26 protein-coding genes, 2 tRNA genes and 1 pseudogene are annotated in these 22769 nt (G+C 53.0%); 18 read left to right on the forward strand and 11 right to left on the reverse strand.

Annotation, left to right across the window (positions count from 1 at the left end; genetic code table 11):
• Positions 1 to 5: 5 nt before the first annotated feature.
• On the reverse strand, positions 6 to 1442 hold the full coding sequence (gene gltX / locus JX360_RS12290; protein ID WP_244351380.1) for a glutamate--tRNA ligase: 1437 nt from the start codon (positions 1440 to 1442) through the stop codon (positions 6 to 8).
• Between the two features lie 242 nt (positions 1443 to 1684).
• Here gltX and JX360_RS12295 point away from each other — a divergent pair, with 242 nt between their 5' ends.
• Complete coding sequence (locus JX360_RS12295) at positions 1685 to 2035, forward strand: hypothetical protein (RefSeq protein ID WP_244351383.1); 351 nt, start codon at positions 1685 to 1687, stop codon at positions 2033 to 2035.
• Between the two features lie 123 nt (positions 2036 to 2158).
• Positions 2159 to 2386, forward strand: coding sequence for a DUF2555 domain-containing protein (locus JX360_RS12300; protein WP_244351393.1), 228 nt, complete (start codon positions 2159 to 2161; stop codon positions 2384 to 2386).
• A gap of 43 nt (positions 2387 to 2429) precedes the next feature.
• Here the strand turns inward: JX360_RS12300 and JX360_RS12305 are convergent, their stop codons facing one another.
• Together JX360_RS12305 and JX360_RS12310 are read right to left on the reverse strand one after the other, a co-directional pair.
• Positions 2430 to 2915, reverse strand: coding sequence for a hypothetical protein (locus tag JX360_RS12305; protein WP_244351394.1), 486 nt, complete (start codon positions 2913 to 2915; stop codon positions 2430 to 2432).
• Positions 2916 to 3001: 86 nt separating this feature from the next.
• A complete protein-coding gene (locus JX360_RS12310) occupies positions 3002 to 3259 on the reverse strand; it encodes a DUF4404 family protein (protein WP_244351395.1) in 258 nt (85 codons plus the stop codon).
• 200 nt (positions 3260 to 3459) lie between these two features.
• Here JX360_RS12310 and JX360_RS12315 point away from each other — a divergent pair, with 200 nt between their 5' ends.
• The 3 genes from JX360_RS12315 (at position 3460) to JX360_RS12325 (ending at position 6098) form a co-directional block, all read left to right on the forward strand.
• On the forward strand, positions 3460 to 4632 hold the full coding sequence (locus tag JX360_RS12315; RefSeq protein ID WP_244351396.1) for an RNA-guided endonuclease TnpB family protein: 1173 nt from the start codon (positions 3460 to 3462) through the stop codon (positions 4630 to 4632).
• Between the two features lie 136 nt (positions 4633 to 4768).
• Positions 4769 to 5077, forward strand: coding sequence for a hypothetical protein (locus JX360_RS12320; RefSeq protein ID WP_244351398.1), 309 nt, complete (start codon positions 4769 to 4771; stop codon positions 5075 to 5077).
• 226 nt (positions 5078 to 5303) lie between these two features.
• Entirely contained in the window at positions 5304 to 6098 is a 795-nt protein-coding gene (locus JX360_RS12325; RefSeq protein WP_244351400.1) for a DUF4344 domain-containing metallopeptidase, read from the forward strand.
• A 129-nt stretch (positions 6099 to 6227) separates the two neighbouring features.
• On the opposite strand, the gene JX360_RS12330 is transcribed toward JX360_RS12325, so the two are convergent.
• Positions 6228 to 6590: a hypothetical protein gene (locus JX360_RS12330; protein ID WP_244351402.1), complete on the reverse strand. Its 363-nt coding sequence runs from the start codon at positions 6588 to 6590 to the stop codon at positions 6228 to 6230.
• The gene (locus JX360_RS12335; RefSeq protein WP_244351403.1) at positions 6550 to 7179 is read right to left on the reverse strand and encodes a hypothetical protein; all 630 of its coding nucleotides are present in this window, start codon (positions 7177 to 7179) and stop codon (positions 6550 to 6552) included. Before JX360_RS12335 ends, JX360_RS12330 begins: the two co-directional genes overlap by 41 nt.
• 383 nt (positions 7180 to 7562) lie before the next feature.
• Between JX360_RS12335 and JX360_RS12340 the strand changes: the two genes are divergently transcribed.
• Entirely contained in the window at positions 7563 to 7742 is a 180-nt protein-coding gene (locus tag JX360_RS12340) for a hypothetical protein (RefSeq protein ID WP_244351404.1), read from the forward strand.
• A gap of 619 nt (positions 7743 to 8361) precedes the next feature.
• Here JX360_RS12340 and JX360_RS12345 read toward each other — a convergent pair.
• Both JX360_RS12345 and JX360_RS12350 read right to left on the reverse strand, forming a co-directional pair.
• Positions 8362 to 8433, reverse strand: a tRNA-Thr gene (locus JX360_RS12345).
• An 8-nt stretch (positions 8434 to 8441) separates the two neighbouring features.
• A tRNA-Tyr gene (locus JX360_RS12350) sits at positions 8442 to 8527 on the reverse strand.
• A gap of 140 nt (positions 8528 to 8667) precedes the next feature.
• On the opposite strand from JX360_RS12350, the gene lysA reads away from it, so the two are divergent.
• The 7 genes from lysA to JX360_RS12385 all read left to right on the forward strand — a co-directional run bounded on the left by lysA (position 8668) and on the right by JX360_RS12385 (position 16302).
• Positions 8668 to 10047 carry a diaminopimelate decarboxylase gene (gene lysA / locus JX360_RS12355; protein ID WP_244351405.1) on the forward strand — a complete coding sequence of 460 codons (1380 nt, stop codon included), beginning with the start codon at positions 8668 to 8670 and terminating at the stop codon, positions 10045 to 10047.
• A gap of 158 nt (positions 10048 to 10205) precedes the next feature.
• Positions 10206 to 11126 carry a diadenylate cyclase CdaA gene (cdaA, locus tag JX360_RS12360; RefSeq protein ID WP_244351406.1) on the forward strand — a complete coding sequence of 307 codons (921 nt, stop codon included), beginning with the start codon at positions 10206 to 10208 and terminating at the stop codon, positions 11124 to 11126.
• Between the two features lie 5 nt (positions 11127 to 11131).
• Entirely contained in the window at positions 11132 to 11878 is a 747-nt protein-coding gene (locus JX360_RS12365; RefSeq protein ID WP_244351407.1) for an isoprenyl transferase, read from the forward strand.
• Positions 11879 to 12055: 177 nt separating this feature from the next.
• Positions 12056 to 14146 (forward strand): dynamin family protein, encoded by a 2091-nt coding sequence (locus tag JX360_RS12370; protein WP_244351408.1) that lies wholly within the window; start codon positions 12056 to 12058, stop codon positions 14144 to 14146.
• A gap of 58 nt (positions 14147 to 14204) precedes the next feature.
• Entirely contained in the window at positions 14205 to 14477 is a 273-nt protein-coding gene (locus tag JX360_RS12375; RefSeq protein WP_244351410.1) for a hypothetical protein, read from the forward strand.
• 4 nt (positions 14478 to 14481) lie between these two features.
• The gene (locus tag JX360_RS12380; protein ID WP_244351412.1) at positions 14482 to 15078 is read left to right on the forward strand and encodes a hypothetical protein; all 597 of its coding nucleotides are present in this window, start codon (positions 14482 to 14484) and stop codon (positions 15076 to 15078) included.
• 18 nt (positions 15079 to 15096) lie between these two features.
• A complete protein-coding gene (locus JX360_RS12385) occupies positions 15097 to 16302 on the forward strand; it encodes a hypothetical protein (protein WP_244351414.1) in 1206 nt (401 codons plus the stop codon).
• A 109-nt stretch (positions 16303 to 16411) separates the two neighbouring features.
• Here the strand turns inward: JX360_RS12385 and JX360_RS12390 are convergent, their stop codons facing one another.
• Both JX360_RS12390 and JX360_RS12395 read right to left on the reverse strand, forming a co-directional pair.
• Complete coding sequence (locus JX360_RS12390; protein WP_244351415.1) at positions 16412 to 16873, reverse strand: DUF2996 domain-containing protein; 462 nt, start codon at positions 16871 to 16873, stop codon at positions 16412 to 16414.
• 73 nt (positions 16874 to 16946) lie between these two features.
• Positions 16947 to 17312, reverse strand: a complete 366-nt coding sequence (locus JX360_RS12395) for an NAD(P)H-quinone oxidoreductase subunit M (protein ID WP_244351416.1) — start codon at positions 17310 to 17312, stop codon at positions 16947 to 16949.
• Between the two features lie 146 nt (positions 17313 to 17458).
• On the opposite strand from JX360_RS12395, the gene JX360_RS12400 reads away from it, so the two are divergent.
• Entirely contained in the window at positions 17459 to 17683 is a 225-nt protein-coding gene (locus JX360_RS12400; protein ID WP_244351417.1) for an aldo/keto reductase, read from the forward strand.
• Positions 17680 to 18483 carry a M55 family metallopeptidase gene (locus tag JX360_RS12405; protein WP_244351418.1) on the forward strand — a complete coding sequence of 268 codons (804 nt, stop codon included), beginning with the start codon at positions 17680 to 17682 and terminating at the stop codon, positions 18481 to 18483. The genes JX360_RS12400 and JX360_RS12405 overlap by 4 nt, the downstream gene beginning before the upstream one ends.
• On the opposite strand, the gene mnmH is transcribed toward JX360_RS12405, so the two are convergent.
• Positions 18467 to 19534 carry a tRNA 2-selenouridine(34) synthase MnmH gene (mnmH, locus tag JX360_RS12410; RefSeq protein WP_244351420.1) on the reverse strand — a complete coding sequence of 356 codons (1068 nt, stop codon included), beginning with the start codon at positions 19532 to 19534 and terminating at the stop codon, positions 18467 to 18469. The genes JX360_RS12405 and mnmH overlap by 17 nt on opposite strands.
• A 178-nt stretch (positions 19535 to 19712) precedes the next feature.
• Here mnmH and biuH point away from each other — a divergent pair, with 178 nt between their 5' ends.
• The 3 genes and pseudogenes from biuH to JX360_RS12420 all read left to right on the forward strand — a co-directional run bounded on the left by biuH (position 19713) and on the right by JX360_RS12420 (position 22096).
• A complete protein-coding gene (gene biuH / locus JX360_RS12415; protein ID WP_244351422.1) occupies positions 19713 to 20405 on the forward strand; it encodes a biuret amidohydrolase in 693 nt (230 codons plus the stop codon).
• Positions 20402 to 20501 (forward strand): annotated as a pseudogene (locus JX360_RS17990) (type II toxin-antitoxin system HicB family antitoxin); the annotation flags it as partial. The gene biuH and the pseudogene JX360_RS17990, both read left to right, overlap by 4 nt.
• Positions 20502 to 20551: 50 nt before the next feature.
• Positions 20552 to 22096, forward strand: a complete 1545-nt coding sequence (locus tag JX360_RS12420) for an ABC transporter ATP-binding protein (RefSeq protein ID WP_244351424.1) — start codon at positions 20552 to 20554, stop codon at positions 22094 to 22096.
• Positions 22097 to 22535: 439 nt separating this feature from the next.
• On the opposite strand, the gene JX360_RS12425 is transcribed toward JX360_RS12420, so the two are convergent.
• A partial coding sequence (locus tag JX360_RS12425; protein WP_244351425.1) for an aminotransferase class V-fold PLP-dependent enzyme occupies positions 22536 to 22769 on the reverse strand: 234 nt, incomplete at its 5' end.

Consider the following 22769-nt stretch of genomic DNA (forward strand, 5'->3'; position numbering starts at 1 on the left):
CCAGCTCAAGCAACCAACTTCTGCACAGCCTGAAGCCGTCCCAACGCCCAACCCCGCCGCTGCAGGAGGACAAACGACTCCATCAAATCCGGCCCCTGTAAATCTCCTGTCAGAGCCGCCCGCAAACTTTTCAGCAGCAGACCCTTTTTCAGACCCTGGGTTTTGGCCACCTGATCCACCAAAGGCTTCAGGGTCTCAACCGTTACTTTGACAGAAGTAACGGTTTGCAAGGCTTCTGCCATTGCCGTCATTGCCTCTGCCACCCCTGGGATCCGCAACTGTTCTAGCGCCGGCAAGGTATAGCTGAGGGATTCCTGCAGCAAAAAGCGACTCAAGGAGGGAGCATCCGTCAAGCGGTCAATGCCATCCCCGATCAGACGGGCCACATCCTCCAGCCAAGCGGGATCCGGCACCGTTGCCAGCTCCAACCCCGCCGCTTGCCAAAAGGGGCTAAGCCGCTCCACGAGTTCCGGTGGGGAGAGCTGTTTGATGTACTGGCTATTGATCCAGTTGAGCTTATCCCAGTCGAAGCGGGCTGCAGAGCGGGTCACCCGGTCAAAGTCAAACAGCGTGGCTGCCTTTTCAAAGGAGAAAATCTCCTCCCCATCCGGAGGCGACCAACTGAGCAAAGCCAAATAGTTTTTCAACGCTTCCGGCAAAAAGCCCATCTGCTGAAACTCCGCCACAGAGGTTGCCCCATCCCGTTTGGAGAGCTTTTTCCCTTCCGGGTTCAGAATCAAAGGCGAGTGGGCAAACTGAGGCGGTTCATGGCCGAGGGCTCGGTAGAGCAAAATTTGCTTCGGGGTATTGCCGATGTGATCTTCGCCGCGAATCACATGGGTAATGGCCATGTCGAGGTCATCCACCACCACCGCCAAATTGTAAAGGGGGTAGCCATCCGCCCGCGCAATCACCATATCCCCACCCAAATCCTGAGTATTCCAGGTAATTTGGCCACGAATCAGATCCACCCAAGAGACCTCTAGCGGCTCCTCAATTTTGAAGCGGATCACCGGCTGCCGACCCTCGGCTTCGTAGGCTTGTCGTTGCTCTTCGGTGAGATAGCGATGGCGGTTATCGTAGCGGGGGGCCTTGCCGGCGGCTTTTTGAGCGGTGCGCATTTCCTCCAATTCCGCCTCACTGACGTAGCAGCGATAGGCCAATCCTTGCTCCAGAAGCTGCTGCACCACCTCTCGGTAGCGTTCGATGCGATTGGATTGGTAGATCGGCCCCTCATCCCAGTCCAGCCCCAACCAAGCCAATCCGGCCAAAATGTTACGAGTGTAGCGGGGTAAAGACCGCTCGCGGTCGGTATCCTCAATGCGTAAAACAAAGGTGCCACCATGCCTACGGGCATACAGCCAATTGAAAACCGCTGTCCGGGCTGTGCCAATGTGCAAATTCCCGGTGGGGCTAGGGGCGATGCGAACACGAACAGTCACAGGCTAGGGATCCCGAGCAGAGCATTCAGATCCTAGTCGGCGGTGGGATCCTTTGTCATGTTGGGGTGCTGTTAAGCCCGATCCGCCTAAAACCGTTGCCAATTTGGACATTTCGAGTAGAATCGGCTTCATCTGCCGGTCAAAATGTAGGTTTTGTGGGGATAAGGGCTGATTAGCAATATCCCAATCCCCTTTTTTCTGGTGTTGAGGAACGAGCTGTCGCGCAAGAGGAATCACGACACATGCGTCTTACTTTGGCAATCGCTCTTGGACTGGTGTCTGCCGGGATCCCATTGGGATCTGCTTTCGCCCAAATGGCTTATCCTTCTTATCCAGTGGGCAACGCCCTGGATGCGATTCTGTTCGATACGGGCAAGGATGTGGATCCAGTTGTCTACCCCGAAGAGGTGGTGCGTTCCCAGGCCCGACAAACCAACGCCTACTTTACCACCCTCTTGGATCAGCGCACCAGTGCTCCGCCCTTACGGTCGCTGGATTTGCCTAGCCCCTATCAAGCTTCGGTTCGTACCCAGGCGGGCTACTACCGTGTCACCCAAACGGAGCCGGTTTTGGATTTTGAAATCTTGCGCTAGGCAAGACAATCCGGGCAGGGGGTCTGGGCAGGTCGTATGTAGAACCTGTACAAATCCGCCTTTCCGGCGAGGGGCTTCGGAGCGAAGAGGCTAAGATCGGCTTGTAGCGTGTTCAGGCTGCCTATGTCTGCTCGATCCAACAAAATCGAAGCTCCAGTCAAGGGAGTGGATCCCCGCCAGTTTACCGAATCTGATGTGGCAGCCATTGCAGAACGGTTGGAGCGAAACGATTATCCAACCGTCTTTGGCTGTTTAGAAGACTGGCATGCCCTCCGCGCCATTGCCTTTTATTCCCCCAGCTTGGTTGCTCCCTATGCCCACCTGCTGGAGTGGGAAGTGGATGAGGATTAGAACTTCAATCCTGCTGAGGAATTCGTAAATTCCCGATGCAACTTCAATCTGAATTGGATGGTGGCTCCTGCGGCTGATCTTGTCGGCGAATCAGGTAGCGCACCTCCTCAAGCAAGACGTAGAACCTCTGATCCGCTTCGACCCGATACTGGCGCATCTCTTCTAAAGCTCGCTCCTGCCTTTCCTGAAGGACTGTGATCCTGACTATCATCTGGGTGACTTCCTCGGCCCATTCGACAAAGTGGGCGAGGTCAGAGCGAGTCTCGCTGACGACCTGCTGTAGATCTCTCAGTCCTTGGGCGTTGGCGGCAGCTTGTTCAGCGAATTCAGCGCGGCTGTCCCGGATGACCTGCTGTAGCTCACGGATTCCTTGGGCGTTGGCGGCAGCTTGTTCAGCGAATTCAGCGCGGCTGTCCCGGATGACCTGCTGTAGCTCTCTCAGTCCTTGGGTGTTGGCAGCAGTTTGTTCGGCTACTCTGACCAGTAACTGCTCCACCCGATCTAATCGATCCTGACTCTGGCTGTGCATTAACTATTTTGACTCTATTTCAACTTCTTTCGGTTTGCCCTTTTCCGATAAGCCTTGGGTCAGCCTTGAAGGCTAAATAGGGTGAGTTACAAACCCATGCCTGCCAGGGTATCAATCACCTGCTCCAAAATCAGAGTGAGCTGGGGGTGAGAGGTTTCAAATAAACCCACGGCTTCTCCGATGCGGTCTTTGCTTTGGGCCGGGGATCCCATTTCAGCCAGTACAGCTGCTACTTCTTGGCGGATGGAGGCGATCTGTTGTCGCTGCTTCTCATCCAGGCCAGGAGTTTTTTGCAGTTCGGTATCCAGATTGTGCAGCAGTTGCCGCAGTTTCGATTCGGCCATTCTCGAATAGATCCTGATAGATGCTGACCAAGACACCTCGGTGGCGCTCCGCCCCGTGCATAGCACAATCATACAGCCTGATGCGGTTGACCAGGGATCCCTTACGAAGAGCAGCGTAAAGCCCCCGGTTTCCAACCGGGGGATATAAGCGCACAGGCTGAATTTATTCAGCAACAGAAATAGTACATACAATAGTCCCCATGAAACGGGTCACCACGACACTCAAGCTCAAGTTTCTTGGCCTCAATGCGGTCAAAGCAGAGATGTTCGACCAGACGGTTTGTGCGACAACCGCACTGGCAAACGAACTGCTCCGCATCAGTCCGAAGGAACGAAAAGCATTAACAACCGCCAAAGTGGTGACACCACTCAAGTCGGCCCTCTCCAACCAGGTGATTCGCATCCTCAAAGGGAAGGCGGGTAGGCGGGTCAAACACTTCAAAGTGTTCTGGCCAGAGGTCAACAACCAAAACTGGAAGCTGCACAAAGTAGGTAGCACCTACTCAGTGAGTTTCCCCACAATTCAGGGTGACAAGCGGGTTCCCCTTGAGGTTGGCAGTTCCTACTATGCCGAGCGTCTTGAGCGCATCCTGGCCGAACAGGATTGTGAACGGGGAACCTTGAAGCTGATGCAAATACGTGGGGTTTGGTATGCTGTTCTGTCTATCACTTGGGAAGTTCCCGAAGTGAAGAGTACGGAGCGACTGGGTGTTGACCGTGGGCAGAACCGTTTGGCAGTGGCGGCCACCCGTTGGGGTCGGGCGGTGTTTTTTGGGGGTGGAGAGGTAGCCTATCGTCGTCGTCGTTTCCAGAAGCGTCGCGCCCAGTTGCAGCAGGCGGGTAAATACCGAGCACTCAAGCGACTGGAGCGCAAAGAAGCCCGTTGGATGAGGGCGGTCAACCACACCGTTAGCCGTCGCATTGTACGGTTTGCCAATGCGGTAAATGCGGATGTGTGGATGGAAGACCTATCGGGTATCCGCCAATCCAGACAGAGCCAGAAGGCGCGTTCGGATGCCGGGAAATCGCGCCATACCTGGTCGTACTACGACCTGGAGTGGAAGGTTGCCTACAAGCTGGAGATGGCGGGTAGGACGCTGCATAAACGTCCTGCTGCCTACACATCCAAAACCGACCACAGGACAGGATTGATTGGGAAAAGGAGTGGGCATTTGTTCACCGGGCAGGACGGGTATTGCTGTGATGCCGACTGGAATGCCGCAATGAACATTGCCCAGTGGGACGGGTTTTCGTGTCCTCTGAGTCTAAAAGAAGCCCTGCCCGTAATAGGTAGGGTCGGCTCAGGGGATGGGGTAGTTGGCAATCCCCTGAACTCCATGAATCCTCCACAGCTTCAAGCTGTGGGGAGCTAGAAGGGAGAATCCCCCGGTTTCTAACCGGGGGAGTGTCAACCCAGTCAGTTAACTTTTGCAGCCAAGGGATCCACTCCCTGGATGAGCCCCTTAACATCGGCAATAGCGGCTTCTTTTGCACCCCCGCTTCCTTTTCATGTCTGATCTCGCTTTGCTGCTGTTGGTGCTGGCTGCGATCAGCTTCGCGATTTGGAGTATTTTTTGGCAGCAGAAGCGGAGCCAAGAATTGCTTCAGCGATGGGCAGCAGAACATGGCTATCAGATCCTGAGCCAAGAGGTACGGTACTGGCGGCGGGGGCCTTTTTTTTGGACCACTTCTCGCTATCAGTGGGTGTTTTATGTGCGGGTACGGGATTCTTGGGGGCGAGAACGCACCGGCTGGGTGAGGCTGGGAGACTGGTGGTGGGGACTATGGTCGGATCGGGTGGAAGATCGCTGGGAGTGAGAGTGTTGGTGGATCAGGGTGGATAAAACAGCGTTTTGCTTCCGCCAACTGTGCGTTTTAACCCTATCGGCAGCCTCCTAAAAAGAGGTTGAAGCAATCAAGATGAGAAGCTCAACAGAATTTGAAATTTGAATGGAGAGCTTGAATTGTCCTTACTGAAGTCCTCAGATTCATCAAGACGAGTAAAATGCTATACTCTCCCCAGGATCTGACTCAAAGAGGAGTTATGCGGAGCTGGCTCAGTCGAATGGTTGGCGGGGTTTTGGCAGGTACGCTGACTTGGGTCGGGATCCCGTCCTTGAGTTTGGCGCAGACCATCGAGGACGAAGGAGATCTGGTTCTCACCTACGAAGCAACTGAGGATGTCGAACTGGAGGCAGTGCGCCTGATCCTGGAAAGCAATGGCACCTTTGATGAGTTGATTGCTGGCCTAAATGAAGAGTTTGCTTTCCCTCAAGATATCCAGGTGGTTTTCACCGAGTGTGGCACAGTTAACGCCTTTTACGATCCTGAGGTTGTGCAGATCTCAATGTGCTACGAGCTAATCGCCTACTATGCCGCCCTTTTTGCGGATGAGAACATGTCCCCAGAAGATCTGGAAGCTCAGGTGATCGATTCGGGCCTGTTTACTTTTTTTCATGAGCTAGGCCACGCCCTGGTGGATCAGTATGAACTGCCGATCACCGGGCGGGAAGAGGATGTAGTAGATGAGTTTGCCGTTTTATCTTTGCTGGAATACGGCTCGGAAGGAGAATGGGCCGCCATTGTTGGCATGGCTCAATTCGCCTTTGATGCGGCTCAAGAGGCAGAAGTGGGGAACCTAGCCTACTGGGGAGAGCATGCTCTCAGCGCCCAGCGGTTTTACAGTATGGCCTGTCTGATCTACGGCAGCAACCCAGAACAATTCGCGGATTTGGTCGGCGAGGATGGTTTGCCGGAAGAACGCGCCACCCAGTGTCCCTATGAATATGAACAAAAGTACAACAGCTGGACAGTGCTGCTGGATCCCTACCTAAAGTAACCGGAGGTAACCGAGCCAACTGTTCTAGGGATCCCCTGGAATCTACCCAGCTGGGATCCCATTGTTCATTTACCGGAAGGCGCTTCTCCGAAGCTTTGGCCGATCTTCGGTTGAAGGCAAGCTGCAAGCTCAGATCCAGCCTAATTCATCCAAAACCAGGGCAAATACTGTCGCACAACTGGCCACTAACACAGACACATAAGCCGGCTGACCATGGGCAATGCAGACAGCGGCTGCCACCGAGGCCCCGACAGCAGCGGAGAAGGTGCGGCCAGCCCAGTTACCCTTGGAAGGTTTGTCTGAAGGATTGAATTTGTTAAACATTTTTAAGCAAGAAATGGGGATACAAAAGGGATCCAACCAATCCATCTGTTGGGATGAATCCATTGGGAAACCGCCCCAGACTACCATTCTCAGCTTGGTAATAAAGCCATTCTCAATATTTCTTCGCTTAGGCTTCAATCTTTCGTAAAATTGCGCTGAGATGCTCATAATCCTCCCGCAGGAGCGAACTCAGGTGTCGCCCCGCCTGTAAAAGCCAGTTGCGATCCCGGTTCAAGATCTGGTAGCTCTGGCGGATCACGGCAGCCACCAACTCATCGGCAGGGATCCCGCCTACCTGCAGCAGGGTGCGCAAAAACTCGAAAGAGCTACAAAACTCCGCCACCTCTGCTTCAGAGCAACGGTAAACCGGTTGGTGAATCTGGGGAGGGCGGGGGGGCAAATACTGATAGATGCGCCCTTCGCTGACAAATCCGACAATCGCTGAGCGGAAATCGGTTCGCAACATGGCAAAAATTTGGGGTTGTTGCTCCCGTAGCTCCTGGGCGGATAGACCTAAAGCTCTGGCACGGTGAACGGTGTCGATGGGGGTGATGGCGGCATGGCAAACTACCCCATAAATCCAGTTGCCAGTCTCTTCATCCTGGGAGCGTGTCCAACTGCCGAGGGCAGGCATCGTCGGGAAAGTCAGCCGTTCCGGTTCAAAACACTGGGCGACAAAGGTTGTGGTACTGGCCTCCACCACTTCCCCAAGGGCAGAACGGGGCTGGGAAGTCAGAGGAGGAGAGGCGGCTCGCATATTCTGAGTGGGTGTTCGGGTAGAAGAACGAAGAAGCGACTGCCCATGTAGATAGATTAGACGGATCTAACGGATTGATGCAGCTCAACTAGATCCAATCCACAGACAGATGTGTCGATGGACAGATGATTGAGTTTAAGACTTATGAAGCAAAGGTCAATCGACTTGCCTGATATTTTGCCACTTTTGTGAAGCTTTTCTTTCACCTTCTCAAAAAAATCGGTATCCTTCCGCAGCCAATCCACGACTTGGCAGTCTTCGAGCTTGTAATTGCTAAGAAAGTTAGCAGCTGTCGCGTGGGACTGCGTAATATATTTTTTCACACGCTCTTGGATGGATTCGCCATCCTAAATATAGGTAGTTGGCGAGTGGAGGAAGAAGAAATGAACGCCCAGCAACGTGGTCAAATCATCGCTTCTGAGTGGATGATCGACAGTCAAAATCCAGTGCACTCCATTTCTCGGCTTAAGCGCAGAGCTACCTATTCCGATGTAACCCTGTGGTGGTTGGTGGTGCAATTGAACTTGATGGAGCAAACCTCCATGCACTCAGAGCACCGCTAGAACCTGCTTAGCCCTAGCGGGATCCCAATCCAGAACCCCCCAGATTCTAAACTCAACCTTAAGAAGAAGAGCTAAGGTTCGAGCTTGGCGGGGACTCAGTCAAGGTGGATGGACTGAACTCCCCAGTGGGCCTACAAGTATTCTCAAAGAAAAGTGTTAAGGGATCCCAAAAGGATGACGCAGATCCCCATCAGGCTCAGTAGCGTAGAAACTGTTGCAAACCTTCTGGCGCGGGAGCACTGCCCAATGACCCCTTCCGAATTGCTGACGTTGGTGACGTTGCTTTTTCCCGGCATCCTGCTGTCACTGATTTTGATGGCGACCTTTGCAGCAGGGGGATGATCACTCCAGTATCGATGATCAAGAGGAACCGGCGTCCGCAGAGGTCGCAAATCTCGGATTGCTAGGGATTCCATCCGTTGGATGGGTCGTCGAGAAACGCTGCAATCCGTATTCCTCGAAGGTGTGTAGGCGGGTGGGTTCATCGCTGACAACGGCCCAAAACTCACCATCTTTTGTCAGTCAATCAGGCTGACAAAGTTGCCAGAAAACTTCATCCAAAAGGGTCAAAACAAGACTGACTTGTAAGGGCCCCACTATCTATCTGGAACAGCTTGCAAGCCCACGACGAGGATTGAACTCGTGACCTCCCCCTTACCAAGGGGGTGCTCTACCACTGAGCCACGTGGGCAATTGGAATGGTGGGCCGAGTTGGATTTGAACCAACGTAGGCGTAAGCCAGCGGATTTACAGTCCGCCCCCTTTAACCCCTCGGGCATCGACCCAGTCATGCAGGCTTCCCATGTTAGCAGAAAGTGTTGGAATTGATCGAGAGCTGACTGGGAAAAACCCCTCGTTTTTTCAAGGCTGGTCATCGCCCCGGGGAAACTTGATATGGTAAAGAACGGTTTTCATTTCCTCATCTATGGTTTCTACCCTCAGCAGCTCCACTCAAGCGACTCCAGTAGTCTCTCCCAACCAGTCACTATACCCCTTAACCAGTCGAACCAACAGCCAGGGACACCTGGAAATCGGGGGGTGTGATGTGGTGGAGTTGGTGCAAGAGTTCGGATCCCCTCTCTACATCTTGGACGAGTGGACACTGCGGCGAGCCTGTCAGCTTTATCGAGATACCCTGGCTCAGTGCTACGGAGGCACCTCCCAGGTTTTGTATGCCACGAAAGCCTGGAATTGTTTGGCGATTTGTGCGTTGGCTTTGCAGGAAGGGTTGGGTTTGGATGTAGCCTCTGGCGGGGAGCTGTACACAGCTCTGCAGGCGGGAGCCAAGGGAGAGGATCTCTACCTACACGGCAATGCCAAGTCGGTGGAGGAGCTAAAAATGGCCCTTGAAGTGGGTTGCACCGTGGTTGTGGATAGCCTATTTGAGCTGGAGCAACTGGCAGCCCTGGCCACTCCAGAACAGCCGGCTCGGCTGCTACTGAGAATCAACCCCGGCATCGATGTGCATACCCACGAGTACATCCGCACCGGACAAACCGACAGCAAGTTTGGCATTGGGCAGTTTCAATTGCCGCAGGCCTTCGAGTTCTTAAGCCAGCATCTCCAGTTGCGTTGTGTTGGGTTCCATGCCCATATCGGATCCCAGATTTTTGATCTGCAGGGTCATCGGGATCTGGTGGGGGTATTGGCCCAAATCTGGCGGCAAGGGCTGCACAAAGGGTTGCCGTTGCAAGAACTGAATGTGGGCGGGGGCCTCGGGATCCGCTATGTGGAGTCGGATGATCCCCCCTCGATTCCAGCCTGGGTGGAAACCGTGGCTACCGCCGTTCAACAGGGGTTTGGATTGGCCGGGATCCCGTTGCCCAAGTTGCTCTGTGAGCCGGGACGGTCTCTGATTGGGCCAGCCGCCGTTACCGCCTACACCTTAGGGGGTCAAAAAGGGATCCCGGCCAGCGATGACCTACCGGAAGGACGCACCTATATCACCATCGACGGGGGTATGTCCGACAACCCGCGCCCCATGACCTATCAAGCCCGCTACACGGCGCGACTGGCCAATCGACCGGAAGCTGAACCTACCCAACTGGTGACGGTGGCCGGCAAGCACTGTGAATCAGGGGATGTGTTGCTGAGGGATATCCGCTTACCCGATCCGGTGGCAGGGGAGGTGTTGGTGGTGCTGGCCACAGGCGCCTACAACTACAGCATGGCCTCCAATTACAATCGTTACCCCCGGCCAGCTGCGGTGCTGGTCAATGAAGGACAGGCTCAACTGATTCTGCGACGGGAAACCTATGCAGATCTCATCCGTCAAGACCTTCTGCCGGAGCGGTTGCTGCGCTGAAGGGAAAAGTGAGTCACAATTGAGCGTCTATGGCCAGAGGAGGCGTAAGTCTGGTGGGGGTGAGTGGTAGGCTGGTCAGGGGGCCGCAGGTCTGAAAGTTCTGGGACGGGGCAGGCAGAGGTTCCGCAATGAGAGGAGCGTGAACGGGGTTTTTCGCCATGCTGGCGGCCATATGGGCTTGGCTACAGCAATTTAACTTTCTCAGCCTCTTGGACTGGGCTCTGGCAGTCTTGTTGTTGGCACTGGCTCTTTATTACACCCGCGACAGTCGTGCTGGGGTGCTGGTTCGGGGATTTATTCTGTTGTTGGTATTATTTCTGGTTACCACCCCACTGCCGTTGGTCAATCTGATTTTGGATCGGTTGTTGGTCGCTACAGCGGTGGCGATGGGCGTGCTGTTTCAGCCGGAGTTTCGGCGGCTCCTGGAGCAGTTGGCCAAGGCAATCCGCATTGAGTGGCCGGGTAACGCGGGAGACTACGAAGACGATCCCGAAGAGGACTTGCTGGAGGAGCTGGTGCAGGCGGTGCGGGAGCTCTCCCAAAATCGAACAGGGGCATTGATCGTGATTGAGCCGGATCAACCGATTGATTCACGGGTCTTTACTGACAAAGGAGTGCTGCTGCAGGCGCGGGTATCGCGGGAGATCTTGCAGACCATTTTTCAAACCACAACCTTGCTCCACGATGGGGCAGTGGTCATCCATCAGGATCGGATTCGGGCAGCGGGGGTGATCCTACCTGTATCGGAACGGGTGGCCTCCCGGCAGTTGGGAACACGGCACCGCGCAGCGATGGGGATCACAGAACAAACCAACTGTTTGTGTATTGTGGTCTCAGAAGAGACGGGATCCATCTCTCTGGCGGAAGGAGGCCGTCTGGAACGACCCCTAACCAGTACCAAATTGCAAGAGCTGCTGGCAAAACGATTGCGGGGTAGCCGCGATGCCAAACGGGAGGTACCGTTGCAAGGATTGTGGTCCCATCCCTGGTTTCGCAATGGGCCGCAACGCTGGTGGGGATCCCTGCGGGATCTGGCCAAATTGCCTCGCAAACCTGAGAAAACTCTTCCTAAAGAATAATCCGCATGACCCTTTCTCCAGCCCATCTTCTACAGTTGCCCGCCGATCTGGATCGTCAGTTGTTACCCCACCATGTGGCGGTGGTCATGGATGGCAACGGTCGTTGGGCACAAAAGCGAGGATTACCCCGTAGCCTTGGACATCGACAGGGGGTCTTGGCCCTGAAGGAGTTGCTGCGCTGCTGCGATGATTGGGGGATCCCGGCCCTGACCGCCTATGCTTTTTCCACCGAAAACTGGGGCCGTGCCCATGAAGAGGTGGATTTTCTCATGACTCTATTCGAGCAGGTGCTCTGGCAAGAATTGGAGGAAATGGTGCAGCAGGGGGTGCGCATTCAGTTTGCCGGTCAACTGTCGGCATTACCCACTTCATTGCAAGACACCATTTTGCACGCCGTGGAGAGCACCCGCCAAAACCAGGGGATTTGTCTGACGGTGGCCCTCAACTACGGCGGTAGACAGGAGATCCTACAAGCCTGCCGTTCTATTGCCACCTTGGTGCAGCAGGGGCTTTTGCACCCGGATCAGATCGATGAGGCTTTGTTTTCCCAGTTTCTGTACACCACTGGCCTATCGGATCCCGATCTGTTGATTCGTACCAGCGGCGAAATGCGGATTAGCAACTTTCTCCTCTGGCAGATGGCCTATACCGAGCAGTATTTCACCCCGATTCTATGGCCAGATTTTGACCGGGCCGCTTTTCACGAGGCATTGCTCAGCTATCAGTCTCGGCAGCGGCGGTTTGGCAAGTAGATCCCAGGGATCCCCGATACCTGCCTGGCTTCAACTGTGGGCTTACATCTCTACTCCCAATCCAAAATTTAGAAATAAGTAGAAATAAGTAAAGAAGACTACACGACTCCTATGCTGTTTATGGTAGGGTTTAAGGAAATTTGCTTTTAATTTGGCTGAACAGGGAGGTTCCCCCCAATGCATCCCTCACAGGTCTTACAAACAAGCCGCGAGCTGCTTTTTCAGCTGGGTAACGCTGTCAAGGGGATCCCCAACGAGTATCAAGACACGATTGGGGATCCACTCATCCTAGAGAAATTGGAAAAATTCCGCGTTGATTACGAGGAGGCCGTCGCTCGCCTAGAGAACCCTTCCTTCCGCATTGCCACCATCGGTACTACTTCGTCCGGCAAGTCCACCATTGTCAATGCCCTGATCGGCAGGCAGATAGCCCCAATCGAAGCTCAAGAGATGAGTGCCGGGATCCTGCGCGTTAAGCACAGCGAGGAAACCAAGCTGGTGATCCACGAAACCGAGGGATCCACATGGGAAACCGGAATGTGGGAGGGTCTGAGTGACCAGGAGATATACAGCAAGGTAGAGCATGTCATGGGTGCTTACCATCAAGAGCGCAAAAAGAAGAAAAATAATGTTGAAGCAATGGTGCCAGAAGTAGATGTTTATTGCCCGATTCTGCCAGTCAGGGATCCATCTTTGCTGAATTTGCCGAAGGAGGTGGGTGTCGAGATTTATGATTTGCCGGGATTAAAATCAATTCAGGACAGGAGTAACCTACGGGTTATCCAAGAGCAAGTAAGCAAATGTTTTAGTATTGTTTCTCTGGATTACACTCAAGTCGATGATCAGCATCGAGCTTCTCTGTTAAAAGAACTCAAAAATGTAGTGGAGTATTTAGGGGGCCGAACCGACCAAATCCTCTTTTTGCTCAACAGGGTGGACTTGCGAACTCAGCAGGATAAGCCTCTGGAGGAGCGTATCGAAGAATTGCAGCGCGAGATCCAAAATGTCCTAGAGCTTCCTGATCAGCCCCATGTTGTTCCGCTGAGCGCTCTGATGCTTTTCTACGCTCAGTGTGCATGGGGAGCCAATTCATTTCAATCTTCAGATGTAGATCCCGGTGTCCGAAAACGGATGCTTGACTCTCTTTTTAAGGACTGTGCCAAGTTAATCAAAACTTCCACGAGTGGGGATAGAATCCTGAGAAGCTGGCTACATGATTTAGAGCAAGATATTGAGGAAGGCCTAGATATCAGTGATGAGGATGTCAAGAAAGTTCTAATGTATGCATTAGATTGGAGTGGCGGAGGAACACTATGGAATGCCTTACGAGAAAGGGTTAGATCTGCCTTCCCAGCAGCCGTAATAACACCGGCATTATTTCAAGTAGTCAACACAGCCAAAGATTTTGTTGCCTCGATGGATATTGTAATAGAAGCAAGACGGATTGAGACCATTGAAGAGGTGGACAGGCAGCAGCGCTATATTCAGCAAAGACAAGAGAGCTGTAAAGCAGAGGCAGAAAAGCTTGTTGCAAAATTTGTTGATGACATCTCAGATCTAGAAGAACAAATTTCCAAAAGTGATGGAAGTCCTGAGGATAACTTAAAGATCGAAAAGAAGGCGAAAGAAAAAGGATGGACAGGGTTTCCAGCCTTCTCTGATTTCCTAGAGGATCGGGCAAAGGATCTTACACTGCAGGTCATTCTACCTATTCGTGGAGCACTCAGGGGAGAGATTGGGATTTACGAACTGGAAGATTCTCTCTCAAAGGTTGTACCTGGGCATTTGGCAAATCGTGTGGCTAGATGCTGCGATCTGGCCATCAGAGTTTTTAGTGATTTTGAGCGAGGCGCAGATAACTTTACAATCCGGATCGAGACTGAGGCGTCTGATGGCCAAAAGCACAAAAAAATAGAGAATGCTGAATTTGTAACTCGGGCCTTGTATCAATCAGTCAGGCAAGCGCTCACATGCAGGGCTGAATTTCTACTGCAAGCCAAGGCGAAAACCTTTGTGTCGTTTGGCAACTCCTTGATCTCACAGCTCGTTGAAGGCCTAATTAACATTTATAAAGACTCCCCAGATTCTTTATCTATTAGCCAAGCGATTGTTAATGACATTAAGGTTTACACTGAGAGCCACCCTTTGACTCTCCCAGAAGATGAGGTTTTTGTTTTCCCAGATCCTCTAACTGTGGAGGAAGAAACAGAACCCATAAAGACAAAAAAAAACCAAACGAAGATCCTGCTGGGGAGGGGTCGACTATAAGGAAGTTATTATCGGCACAAGAAACTATCAGCGATTGAGTGTCCCAAGCTTCGATGTAATGGCTAGCCAGTGGTCGGAGGGGATAAATCTTGGCAAGAAGGAGTTGTGGAATGCTCTGAAGAAATGGCTGATCGACTATGTTAGTAAAGCAAAGGAAGTTATCCAGGAATCCCATGAGAGAACCATTAACTTGGCTCTCAACGAGCTGGACAAACAAAGGCAAGAACTCAATGCACAAACAGACATAAAAACGATTATCATCGATTCTCTAGAAGAAAGGAAGAAATGGATTGAGGAAGCGTTGGAATCATTATCTGCGGTAGGGAGATGAGAAAATGCCAGGAGAGAATCAAGACCAAGTCATTAGGGTTGGGGGAGCTGCCGCTGCTGGTGGTTTGCTAGGTGCATTGATAGGGGGACCGATAGGTGCTGCTGCTGGTGCTGGGGTAGGAGTTTGGCTTGCTGAGCAGCTTGGCGAACTTCAGGGGGGGAACCAGGAAACTAGGTCAGCTCCTCAAAAAGGCTCTACGTTCTTAGTGCTAGCGTTCAGAACTTCCGAAATCGAAAGTATCAGCTCTATCCCAATAGGTAAACCATTAGATGAGGATTCTTGTAAGAAACTTTTCCAGTGCTCAAAATATATGTGGAAAGGATCAAGTCAGTCATTTAATACAAACAACTTTATGGATCTAATTAAGGGTAGGAACATCCAAAAAGCAGATCCAAGTGATGAGTATGCTTTTCATCTGATAGCTCTTGAAGTAGACAAAGACATCTCTTCTAAGTTAGATAGAGGATTGGATAAAGGGGTAGATCTTCTAGATAAACTAGATGCTTTCATGCAGCTAGCTGGTAGGGCGAGGATTGTAGGGGTCTCTCCCCCATTACTGCCTGCTTCTTTTGAGCATAAAGGTTTTTACAAGTTGGTTTAAGGTTTAGGAGCTTGTCTTGTGCTTATCCCTACTCTGCTCTCTGCTTCAGCTCCCATTGTCAAGGGACTTCTCGATGGATCCTTGGTTCGTTACGGTGGTGTGATTCGGGAAGCCAGCAGTGGACGTATTGTTAAACACTTAACTGAGTCACCTGGCCTGACAGAAGCGCTGATGCACAGCCCGGATACTCCTATTTTAGGTGGAGCAAATCCAATCATTAATGTCCTTGGGCGTCAGGTTAACCCGCAAATCCCTGGTCTTTTGTCCAGTTCTGCCATGGGTATGTCTCAGATTGCTGCTGGGGCCAGCGCTCTCAACCTAGGAGTTAGCATCATTGGCTTCACTTACATGCACTTCCGCATGAATCAGCTACAAAATGCTATTATCGATCTCAAAAACACTGTTGAAGCCGGGATCCGAGACATCGAATCTAGACTGGATACTCTCTCTGGTCAGTTGGCCTACTTGAAAGTTCTAGCGGAGCAAAGCCGAACCGAAATTTTGGATGCCATCTCTGAACTCCATCGCGCCATCTTCATCCAAAACCTTGCCAAACTTCAGGCCGAGCTTGCCAGCCTAGCCCGCTTTCCTGATTCTTCTCCTCGGGATGCCCTCAAGGCTTTAACTGAAGCTCGCGTCTTTTTTGTCGATCAGGCTCATCAAATCCCTACCCAGCGGCAAGCCCGATACCTCCTTCTGGGTGATATTGCTCTCAAGGGTTGGGCCGTTTCTCTGGCTACCGAGTCGCAGCTGCTCATCAAACACGGTTTTGTCAAAGATTCCACTGCTATCCTTAATTCAGAAGTTCCCCGGTTTCGTCAACTGTCCCAAAAGTGGTGTGAGGCTCTTCTTCCAGACGATCGCCCCCGTCTCAAAACCGCCTACACTTACGATGCCCCCCGATTTGCTCCTTACATTTCTACTGAACGTATTCGGCGTATTGCCCGTCTTTCACCCGTCGATCAGTCTCTCACTCCTGAGCAACTTTACCGAAGAAAAAGTGATCTTGACGTCGAGTTTCAAATGTCCTATTTCCGCGACCTGGATAAATCCTGGTATCTGACTCAAGTCGGTATTGCGGAGTATCTGGATCAACTGAGTGAACTCACCGAGCGGCTAGAGAGTTTGCAAGCATTCGCCAAGCTTTGTGAAAGTCTTGATGAAAGGGATCCCTACCGGTTCTTGCCTGCAAGCTCAGAGGATAAGGGATTATACTTAATCTGATTTCAATATGATTTCAATATGTATTTCAGACAAGCTGCCGTTACCTCAGTCAGGAATTCTGGGAACTCTAGAACCCTTCGCTTTCCTACAGCAGCCCTCTCTCCTGACTTCAATACCACTGTTGGGCATAAAGCCGCTGGACCAAGTAAAACACCAGTAGATTGACATCCACCCGCCGCTCATCAATCATAAAAGACTCAATGGTGCTGGCCGGGGATCCCTCGGTGGTACAGCGAAAGAACTTCCGACCGTTCAGGGATCCCTCGGCAAACAACACGCTAAATTGCTTTTTCCCGCCCGCAAAGGAGCCAAGCAGCGTTTTCCCCTCGAGGCGCAGTTGTAGATCGGTCACGCCCCGTTTTTGAAAGGCAGCGATGGCAGCTGGGATCACATCCTCGGTGATTTCTTGCTCAAAGGGTTTTTCTTCTTTGGCCTTGGCGGCTTTCTTACCCGCCGCTTTTGCAGGCGCTTCAGCAGCATCAGACTCAGGGGCAGCCGCTTTGGATCGAGGGGGCTTCTTGGCTGTGGCCTCTTCAGGCACCGAGGTTTCGGGGGTAGGTTCTCCAGACATGGGAAAAGTGCTCCAGCGATAAGTGCAGACAGGATCCAATTGAATGAGTCACACTCAAAACACTAACAAGACACTAGCCTTTGGGAATGTACTGGCCGACAATCTCTTCCGCCGGAATCTGAGGGAAGCCCATGCTGAAGTTCGGGGTACGGCCCTGAAGGTTGTAGGCGATCTCCCCTTGTTTGAGCAGAGAGCGAATGAAGTGCTCCAGATCCGACCCAATGCGGCGCATGTTGTACTCCGTCAAGTCCCTTCCTTGGTAAGCAGCCACCAACTCCTCAAAGCGGGCATACACCTTCTGCAGAGCGGCATCATTCCAGACCAGCTCGTTGTCCGGGTCAACATCCAAGGTAAACAGGTCTTCTCGGGGCAAAAAGTCGTTGTTGGCAGTGACCTCACCAGCAAAGATATGGACGTGGCGGGTGGTGCATTTCAGCATCTTGATTGCTCCGGTTCGGATCCCAACTTTTACCCAAGGTATCATTCCTCTCGCTCCTCAGGGGATCCCCTGCCATCCAGTTTCAGAAGATCGCTACAGTATCACCAGGCTCCCTCAGGGGCCAGTGCTCCTTCTGACGGGATCCCATGCAATCTATCAATCTGGGCAAAACGGGCTTGAAAGTCTTTGTTGCTCCGCAACGCTTGTGCGACCGACGATGCTTGGGCACCATGACTGATGGCAACAAACAGGGGCGGGATTGGGTGCTGATGGAAGCGGAGAGCTGCCCCTTTTTTCAAGCGGCCTTGGGAGCAGGCATCAATTTTTTCGATACTGCCGATAGGTATTCTTTAGGAATGAAAGAGGAATGAAAGTTTATATCAGCGCCGACATCGAAGGGATCACCGGAATCGACCATTGGGATGAAGCCACCATTGGCCAACCCGGTTATGAGCTGTTTCGAGAGCAAATGACCCGCGAGGTGATTGCCGCTTGCGAGGGATCCCTGGCTGCCGGAGCCACCCATATCACCGTCAAAGATGCTCACGATTCTGGGCGTAATCTCATCCCGGACCGACTCCCCGAACCGGTACAGCTGATCCGGGGCTGGAGCGGGCACCCCTACTGCATGGTGCAGGAGTTGGATCGCAGTTATGATGCCTTGATCCTGATTGGCTACCATTCCCCCGCCGGCTCCGGTGCTAACCCCCTTGCCCACACCTACACCACTGAAGTCAGCCAAATCCGATTGAATGGCCAACGCATTTCTGAGTTCCATCTGGTCAGCTTCACCGCCGCCCACGAAGGGATCCCGGTGGTTTTTCTGGCCGGGGATGCGGACTTGTGTGCGGAAGCGAAGGCTTATGATCCCACCATTCAAACGGTGATTACCCACAAAGGAATCGGTCAATCGGTGATCGCCCAGCATCCGCAGCGCACTCTACAAGCCATCCGAGAAGGGGTGGAGGGATCCCTGCGGCGCCTTAAGGAGTATCGGCCTCGCCCCCTGCCGGAGCACTTTCTTCTGGAGGTGGACTACAAAGAGCCTTCCCGCGCCTATCGCAAGTCTTTTTATCCCGGTTGCCAGTTGGTTGCGGATGCTACGGTTCACCTGCAGGTTTCCGATTGGTTCGAGGTGCTGCGGGCTCTGGAGTTTATTGTGCTGACCTAGCCAGGGATGAATCGGTTAAGAGCTGTCTGGCGGCCTCTTTCAAGCTGTCCTCTGAGAGGTTGGGCAGCTCAATCCGGGTGCGGATGCGATTAAAATACCGCTGCAACCCATGCCGATAGGTGGGATCATAGTGCTGCTCCAACAGCTCCTGCACCAATACCGACCAGTTTTGGGCATCAATCAGTTCAAACCACCACTGCAAACAGGCTTGGCCATAGCGAGCCTTGAGGGGCCATAACTTCTGCTTCAACGCCTGCGGATGGGCAATCCAATGGGGGTAATGGGCAATAATCCCTTGCACCCGTTCCTGCAGGGGCAACTGCACTTCTATACAGTCGGCCTCCGTCAGAGCTTGCCAAAGAGCGGGTGGCAAATGCAACTGGCCCACCTTGGCACTCTCCGATTCCACCCACACCCACTTGGTGGGATCCCAGCTGAGAAAAGCTTGCAGCAACCGGCTCTCAAACCCCTTCTGACTGGGTTGCGGCAACTGCCACTCTGCCCCCAACAGGGATCCCCGATGCCGTGCTAGCCCCTCTAAGTCCAGAACCTGTGCCCCCTGCACCTGCAGCTGATGGAGCAACTGGGTTTTGCCGCTTCCCGTTGCCCCACACAAAACCCGGTAAGTAAACTGTTGCGGTAGGGTCTGAAGTTGTCTGCGCACCCAAGCTCGGTAGGTCTTGTATCCGCCTTCCAGAACCGTGACCAGCCAGCCCACCTGAGACAGCACCAAAGCCAAACTGCCGGATCGTTGTCCGCCTCGCCAGCAATAGATTAGGGGACGATAGTCACGATCTTTATCCGCAAAATGGGTTTGCAAATGGCGGCTAATGTTTTGGGCCACCAAGCTGGCCCCCCGTTTGCGGGCTGTGAAGGGATCCACCTGCTTGTAGAGCGTTCCCACCTCCGCCCGTTCTGCATCCTGTAAAACCGGCAAATTAATCGCCCCGGGCCAATGATCCTCCGCAAACTCGGCGGGAGAACGCACATCGATAATTTCGCTGTAGGTGTGCGACCAAGGTTCTGCGGTGAACTGAATCGGAGGAGACACAAGCCCAAAGATAAAGATGGCAAACTTTGCTTTATCTTGGCAGGTCTTATTGTTCTGCCGGAGGTCGCCACCCCCATTCAGCTTGCCAGACCTGCTCGGTAGCCCTAGAGTCATATCACCCAAAGATGATCGACCGGATGATCCGTTCTTCGATAACCTATTTTTCGCTAGAGGTGCCATGGGATCCTACGTTGCAGCAGAACCCTACCCCTATCCCTACAATGGCGACTTGCGGCCTGAAAACACCGCCCTGATCATCATCGATATGCAGACGGATTTCTGCGGTGTTGGCGGCTACGTGGACAAAATGGGCTACGACCTCTCCCTCACCCGCGCCCCCATCGAGCCGATTCGTCGCGTTTTGGCGGTGATGCGTACCAAGGGCTTTTTGATTTTGCATACCCGCGAGGGCCATCGTCCCGATCTTTCGGACTTGCCAGAAAACAAACGCTGGCGCAGTCAACGCATTGGGGCAGGCATTGGGGATCCCGGGCCTTGTGGGCGGATCTTGGTGCGGGGGGAACCCGGTTGGGAGATCATCCCCGAATTGGCACCCCTGCCAGGCGAGGTGATCATCGACAAGCCGGGCAAAGGGTCCTTCTACGCCACTGATTTGGACTTGATCCTAAGGCGCAAAGGCATCCAGAACCTGATTCTGACCGGGATTACCACCGATGTCTGTGTCCACACCACCCTGCGGGATGCCAACGACCGTGGTTATGAATGTTTGTTGCTGTCCGATTGCACAGGTGCCACAGACTACGGAAATTATCTCGCCGCTCTGAAAATGATCCAGATGCAAGGCGGTGTTTTCGGGGCAGTCGCCAGTTCCGCTGCTTTGATCGAGACACTAGAGGGAGTTGAGGGATGAAGCTCAAGGTTGTTCTGGAGCCCAGTGAAGAAGGAGGGTACACCCTCTATGTTCCTAATTTTGCCGGGTTGCATTAGCGAGGGAGACACGATTGAACTCCTCTTTATGTATAGACAAAACCATCCATTCAGGAGATCTTTCCATCCATGACCACCACTGCCCAATCCCAAGTCTCCACGACACGAGAAGCTCCTCCAGAACTAGAAGCTGTTAACATTACCAAACGATTTGGATCCCTGTTGGCCCTAGACCACGTTTCCATGAAGCTAAGGCCGGGATCCTTTCATGCCTTGCTGGGAGAAAACGGGGCTGGCAAAAGCACGCTGGTGAAGTGCATCATGGGCTTTTATCATGCCGACTCTGGCGATATCTGTATTGGTAAACGGGCTCGTGCCATCCATAGCCCACGGGATGCTTACCACTACGGCATTGGCATGGTGTACCAACATTTCACCTCTGTTCCTGCTATGACCGTGGCAGAAAATTTGGTGCTGGCTCGTCCGGATTTGCCTTTGGTGATCAATTGGAAGGAGGAGCAGGAAAAACTGGCTGCCTTCATGGAAACCGCTCCATTTCAGGTGAATTTACGGGCCTCTATTTCCGATTTGGCGGCAGGGGAAAAGCAAAAAGTTGAAATTCTGAAGCAGCTTTACCTGAATACCAAGATCCTGATTTTGGATGAACCGACGTCGGTCTTAACCCCAGAAGAAGCGGATGAAGTGCTGGGGTTGGTACGCCGCTCCGTAGAAGCTGGGGAGTTGAGTGTATTGCTGATCACCCACAAGTTTCGGGAGGTGAATGCCTTTGCCGATGAGGTGACGGTGTTACGGCGTGGAAAATTGGCTGGCCATGGTGAGGTGAAGGATCTATCGACGGCAGAGATGGCTGAGATGATGCTGGGTCAGCAACGGGTGCAGGTGCAACTGGAGAAAGCTCTGAGCGAAACGGGATCCCCTCTGCTGCAAATTGAAGGGATCCATGCCGATAAAGACAATGGCTTGCCCGCTGTACGGGGGGTGACCCTAACTGTCCATGGCGGTGAGATCGTCGGGATTGCGGGGGTCTCCGGCAACGGCCAACGGGAACTGATGGAGGTTTTGGCAGGGCAGCGGATGGCAACGGGGGGCCAGATCAAGGTGAATGGACAACTGTATACGGCAACTCGTGCAGAAATGGTGCGTCATCGGGTTTGCTGCCTGCCGGAGGAACCTTTGAGAAATGCCTCCATCCCCAATATGAGCGTTGGGGAGAACCTGGCTTTGCGCTGTTACGACCGGGATCCGATGGCGAAAGGCTGGATGTTGATCTGGCAAGAAATTTGGCGCTCTGCCCGGGCCTTGATCGGGCAATTTAAGGTGAAGACGCCTACAGCCCAAACCCCGATTGGCCACTTGTCGGGGGGCAATGTGCAGCGGGCAGTTCTGGCGCGGGAACTATCTGGGGATCCGCAAATTTTGATCGCTGCCAACCCTTGTTTTGGCCTAGATTTTGCGGCAGTGGATTACATTCACTCCCAAATTGTGGATGCCCGTAACCGGGGGGTGGCTGTTTTGCTGATTAGCGAGGATCTAGATGAACTGCTCAAACTTTCCGACCGATTGGTGGTGATGGCGGGAGGTCAATTTGTCTACGAGAGCCCCATCGGTAGTGCGGATCTCAAGGAAATTGGCCACAAGATGGGTGGTCACTAGAAGCTAGAAGGAGAAGACTAGATCACTAGATCAAGATCAAACTGGATCCCTTGCTGGAGGACACTCAATACTCGAGCTACAGCCCTTTAATGCTCCGCAGTCGCGTGTCGCGTAGCATTAGCGTTGCGTAGCAACAATGCCTACAGCAGGCTGCGCCACCCCTGAAGTGAACGCGGGTTTGCGACACCAACGGTAGTTTCCATAATCGATTTCAAAAGGGCTAGCGTGCTCCGCACCGCTGGCGCGAAAGGGATTGACCCTGTGCTAGGTGACTAGCGGTCGCGCTAGCGTCCAACAGGCTTTGCCAACGTCTCTCGTCCTCCGCACGACCCAGAGGGTCATCGTGCTCCAACACTGGTCACCTAGCACGGACGCAGCGCCTTGGTTCTGATTTGCCCTGGCCTTGACTGGCCTTGATCTAGGATCTAGAGACAACTCCTCAACTTAAAGCCACACTGAAAAACTCCACCGCCTCCGCCAAAACCTCCAAGAAGCGATCTACTTCCGCCAAAGTGTTGTAAAGATAAACGCTAGCCCGTGCTGTCGATTGCACCTTCAAGTAGCGATGCAACGGCTGCGTGCAGTGGTGGCCGGCCCGGATGGCAATGCCATGCTCATCTAGTAACGTTGACAGATCGTGAGGGTGAATCGCCTCTGCCGAAAAACTGACCAA

It is taken from the genome of Thermostichus vulcanus str. 'Rupite' (genome assembly GCF_022848905.1).
Taxonomy (GTDB): Bacteria; Cyanobacteriota; Cyanobacteriia; order Thermostichales; family Thermostichaceae; genus Thermostichus; species Thermostichus vulcanus_A.

Coding starts and splice junctions, on each gene's coding strand:
- JX360_RS12295 (WP_244351383.1), top strand. CDS start 1,685: ATGCGTCTTACTTTGGCAATCGCTCTTGGACTGGTGTCTGCCGGGATC.
- JX360_RS12300 (WP_244351393.1), top strand. CDS start 2,159: ATGTCTGCTCGATCCAACAAAATCGAAGCTCCAGTCAAGGGAGTGGAT.
- JX360_RS12305 (WP_244351394.1), bottom strand. CDS start 2,915: ATGCACAGCCAGAGTCAGGATCGATTAGATCGGGTGGAGCAGTTACTG.
- JX360_RS12310 (WP_244351395.1), bottom strand. CDS start 3,259: ATGGCCGAATCGAAACTGCGGCAACTGCTGCACAATCTGGATACCGAA.
- JX360_RS12315 (WP_244351396.1), top strand. CDS start 3,460: ATGAAACGGGTCACCACGACACTCAAGCTCAAGTTTCTTGGCCTCAAT.
- JX360_RS12320 (WP_244351398.1), top strand. CDS start 4,769: ATGTCTGATCTCGCTTTGCTGCTGTTGGTGCTGGCTGCGATCAGCTTC.
- JX360_RS12325 (WP_244351400.1), top strand. CDS start 5,304: ATGCGGAGCTGGCTCAGTCGAATGGTTGGCGGGGTTTTGGCAGGTACG.
- JX360_RS12330 (WP_244351402.1), bottom strand. CDS start 6,590: ATGAGCATCTCAGCGCAATTTTACGAAAGATTGAAGCCTAAGCGAAGA.
- JX360_RS12335 (WP_244351403.1), bottom strand. CDS start 7,179: ATGCGAGCCGCCTCTCCTCCTCTGACTTCCCAGCCCCGTTCTGCCCTT.
- JX360_RS12340 (WP_244351404.1), top strand. CDS start 7,563: ATGAACGCCCAGCAACGTGGTCAAATCATCGCTTCTGAGTGGATGATC.
- lysA (WP_244351405.1), top strand. CDS start 8,668: ATGGTTTCTACCCTCAGCAGCTCCACTCAAGCGACTCCAGTAGTCTCT.
- cdaA (WP_244351406.1), top strand. CDS start 10,206: ATGCTGGCGGCCATATGGGCTTGGCTACAGCAATTTAACTTTCTCAGC.
- JX360_RS12365 (WP_244351407.1), top strand. CDS start 11,132: ATGACCCTTTCTCCAGCCCATCTTCTACAGTTGCCCGCCGATCTGGAT.
- JX360_RS12370 (WP_244351408.1), top strand. CDS start 12,056: ATGCATCCCTCACAGGTCTTACAAACAAGCCGCGAGCTGCTTTTTCAG.
- JX360_RS12375 (WP_244351410.1), top strand. CDS start 14,205: ATGGCTAGCCAGTGGTCGGAGGGGATAAATCTTGGCAAGAAGGAGTTG.
- JX360_RS12380 (WP_244351412.1), top strand. CDS start 14,482: ATGCCAGGAGAGAATCAAGACCAAGTCATTAGGGTTGGGGGAGCTGCC.
- JX360_RS12390 (WP_244351415.1), bottom strand. CDS start 16,873: ATGTCTGGAGAACCTACCCCCGAAACCTCGGTGCCTGAAGAGGCCACA.
- JX360_RS12395 (WP_244351416.1), bottom strand. CDS start 17,312: ATGCTGAAATGCACCACCCGCCACGTCCATATCTTTGCTGGTGAGGTC.
- JX360_RS12400 (WP_244351417.1), top strand. CDS start 17,459: ATGCAATCTATCAATCTGGGCAAAACGGGCTTGAAAGTCTTTGTTGCT.
- JX360_RS12405 (WP_244351418.1), top strand. CDS start 17,680: ATGAAAGTTTATATCAGCGCCGACATCGAAGGGATCACCGGAATCGAC.
- biuH (WP_244351422.1), top strand. CDS start 19,713: ATGGGATCCTACGTTGCAGCAGAACCCTACCCCTATCCCTACAATGGC.
- JX360_RS12420 (WP_244351424.1), top strand. CDS start 20,552: ATGACCACCACTGCCCAATCCCAAGTCTCCACGACACGAGAAGCTCCT.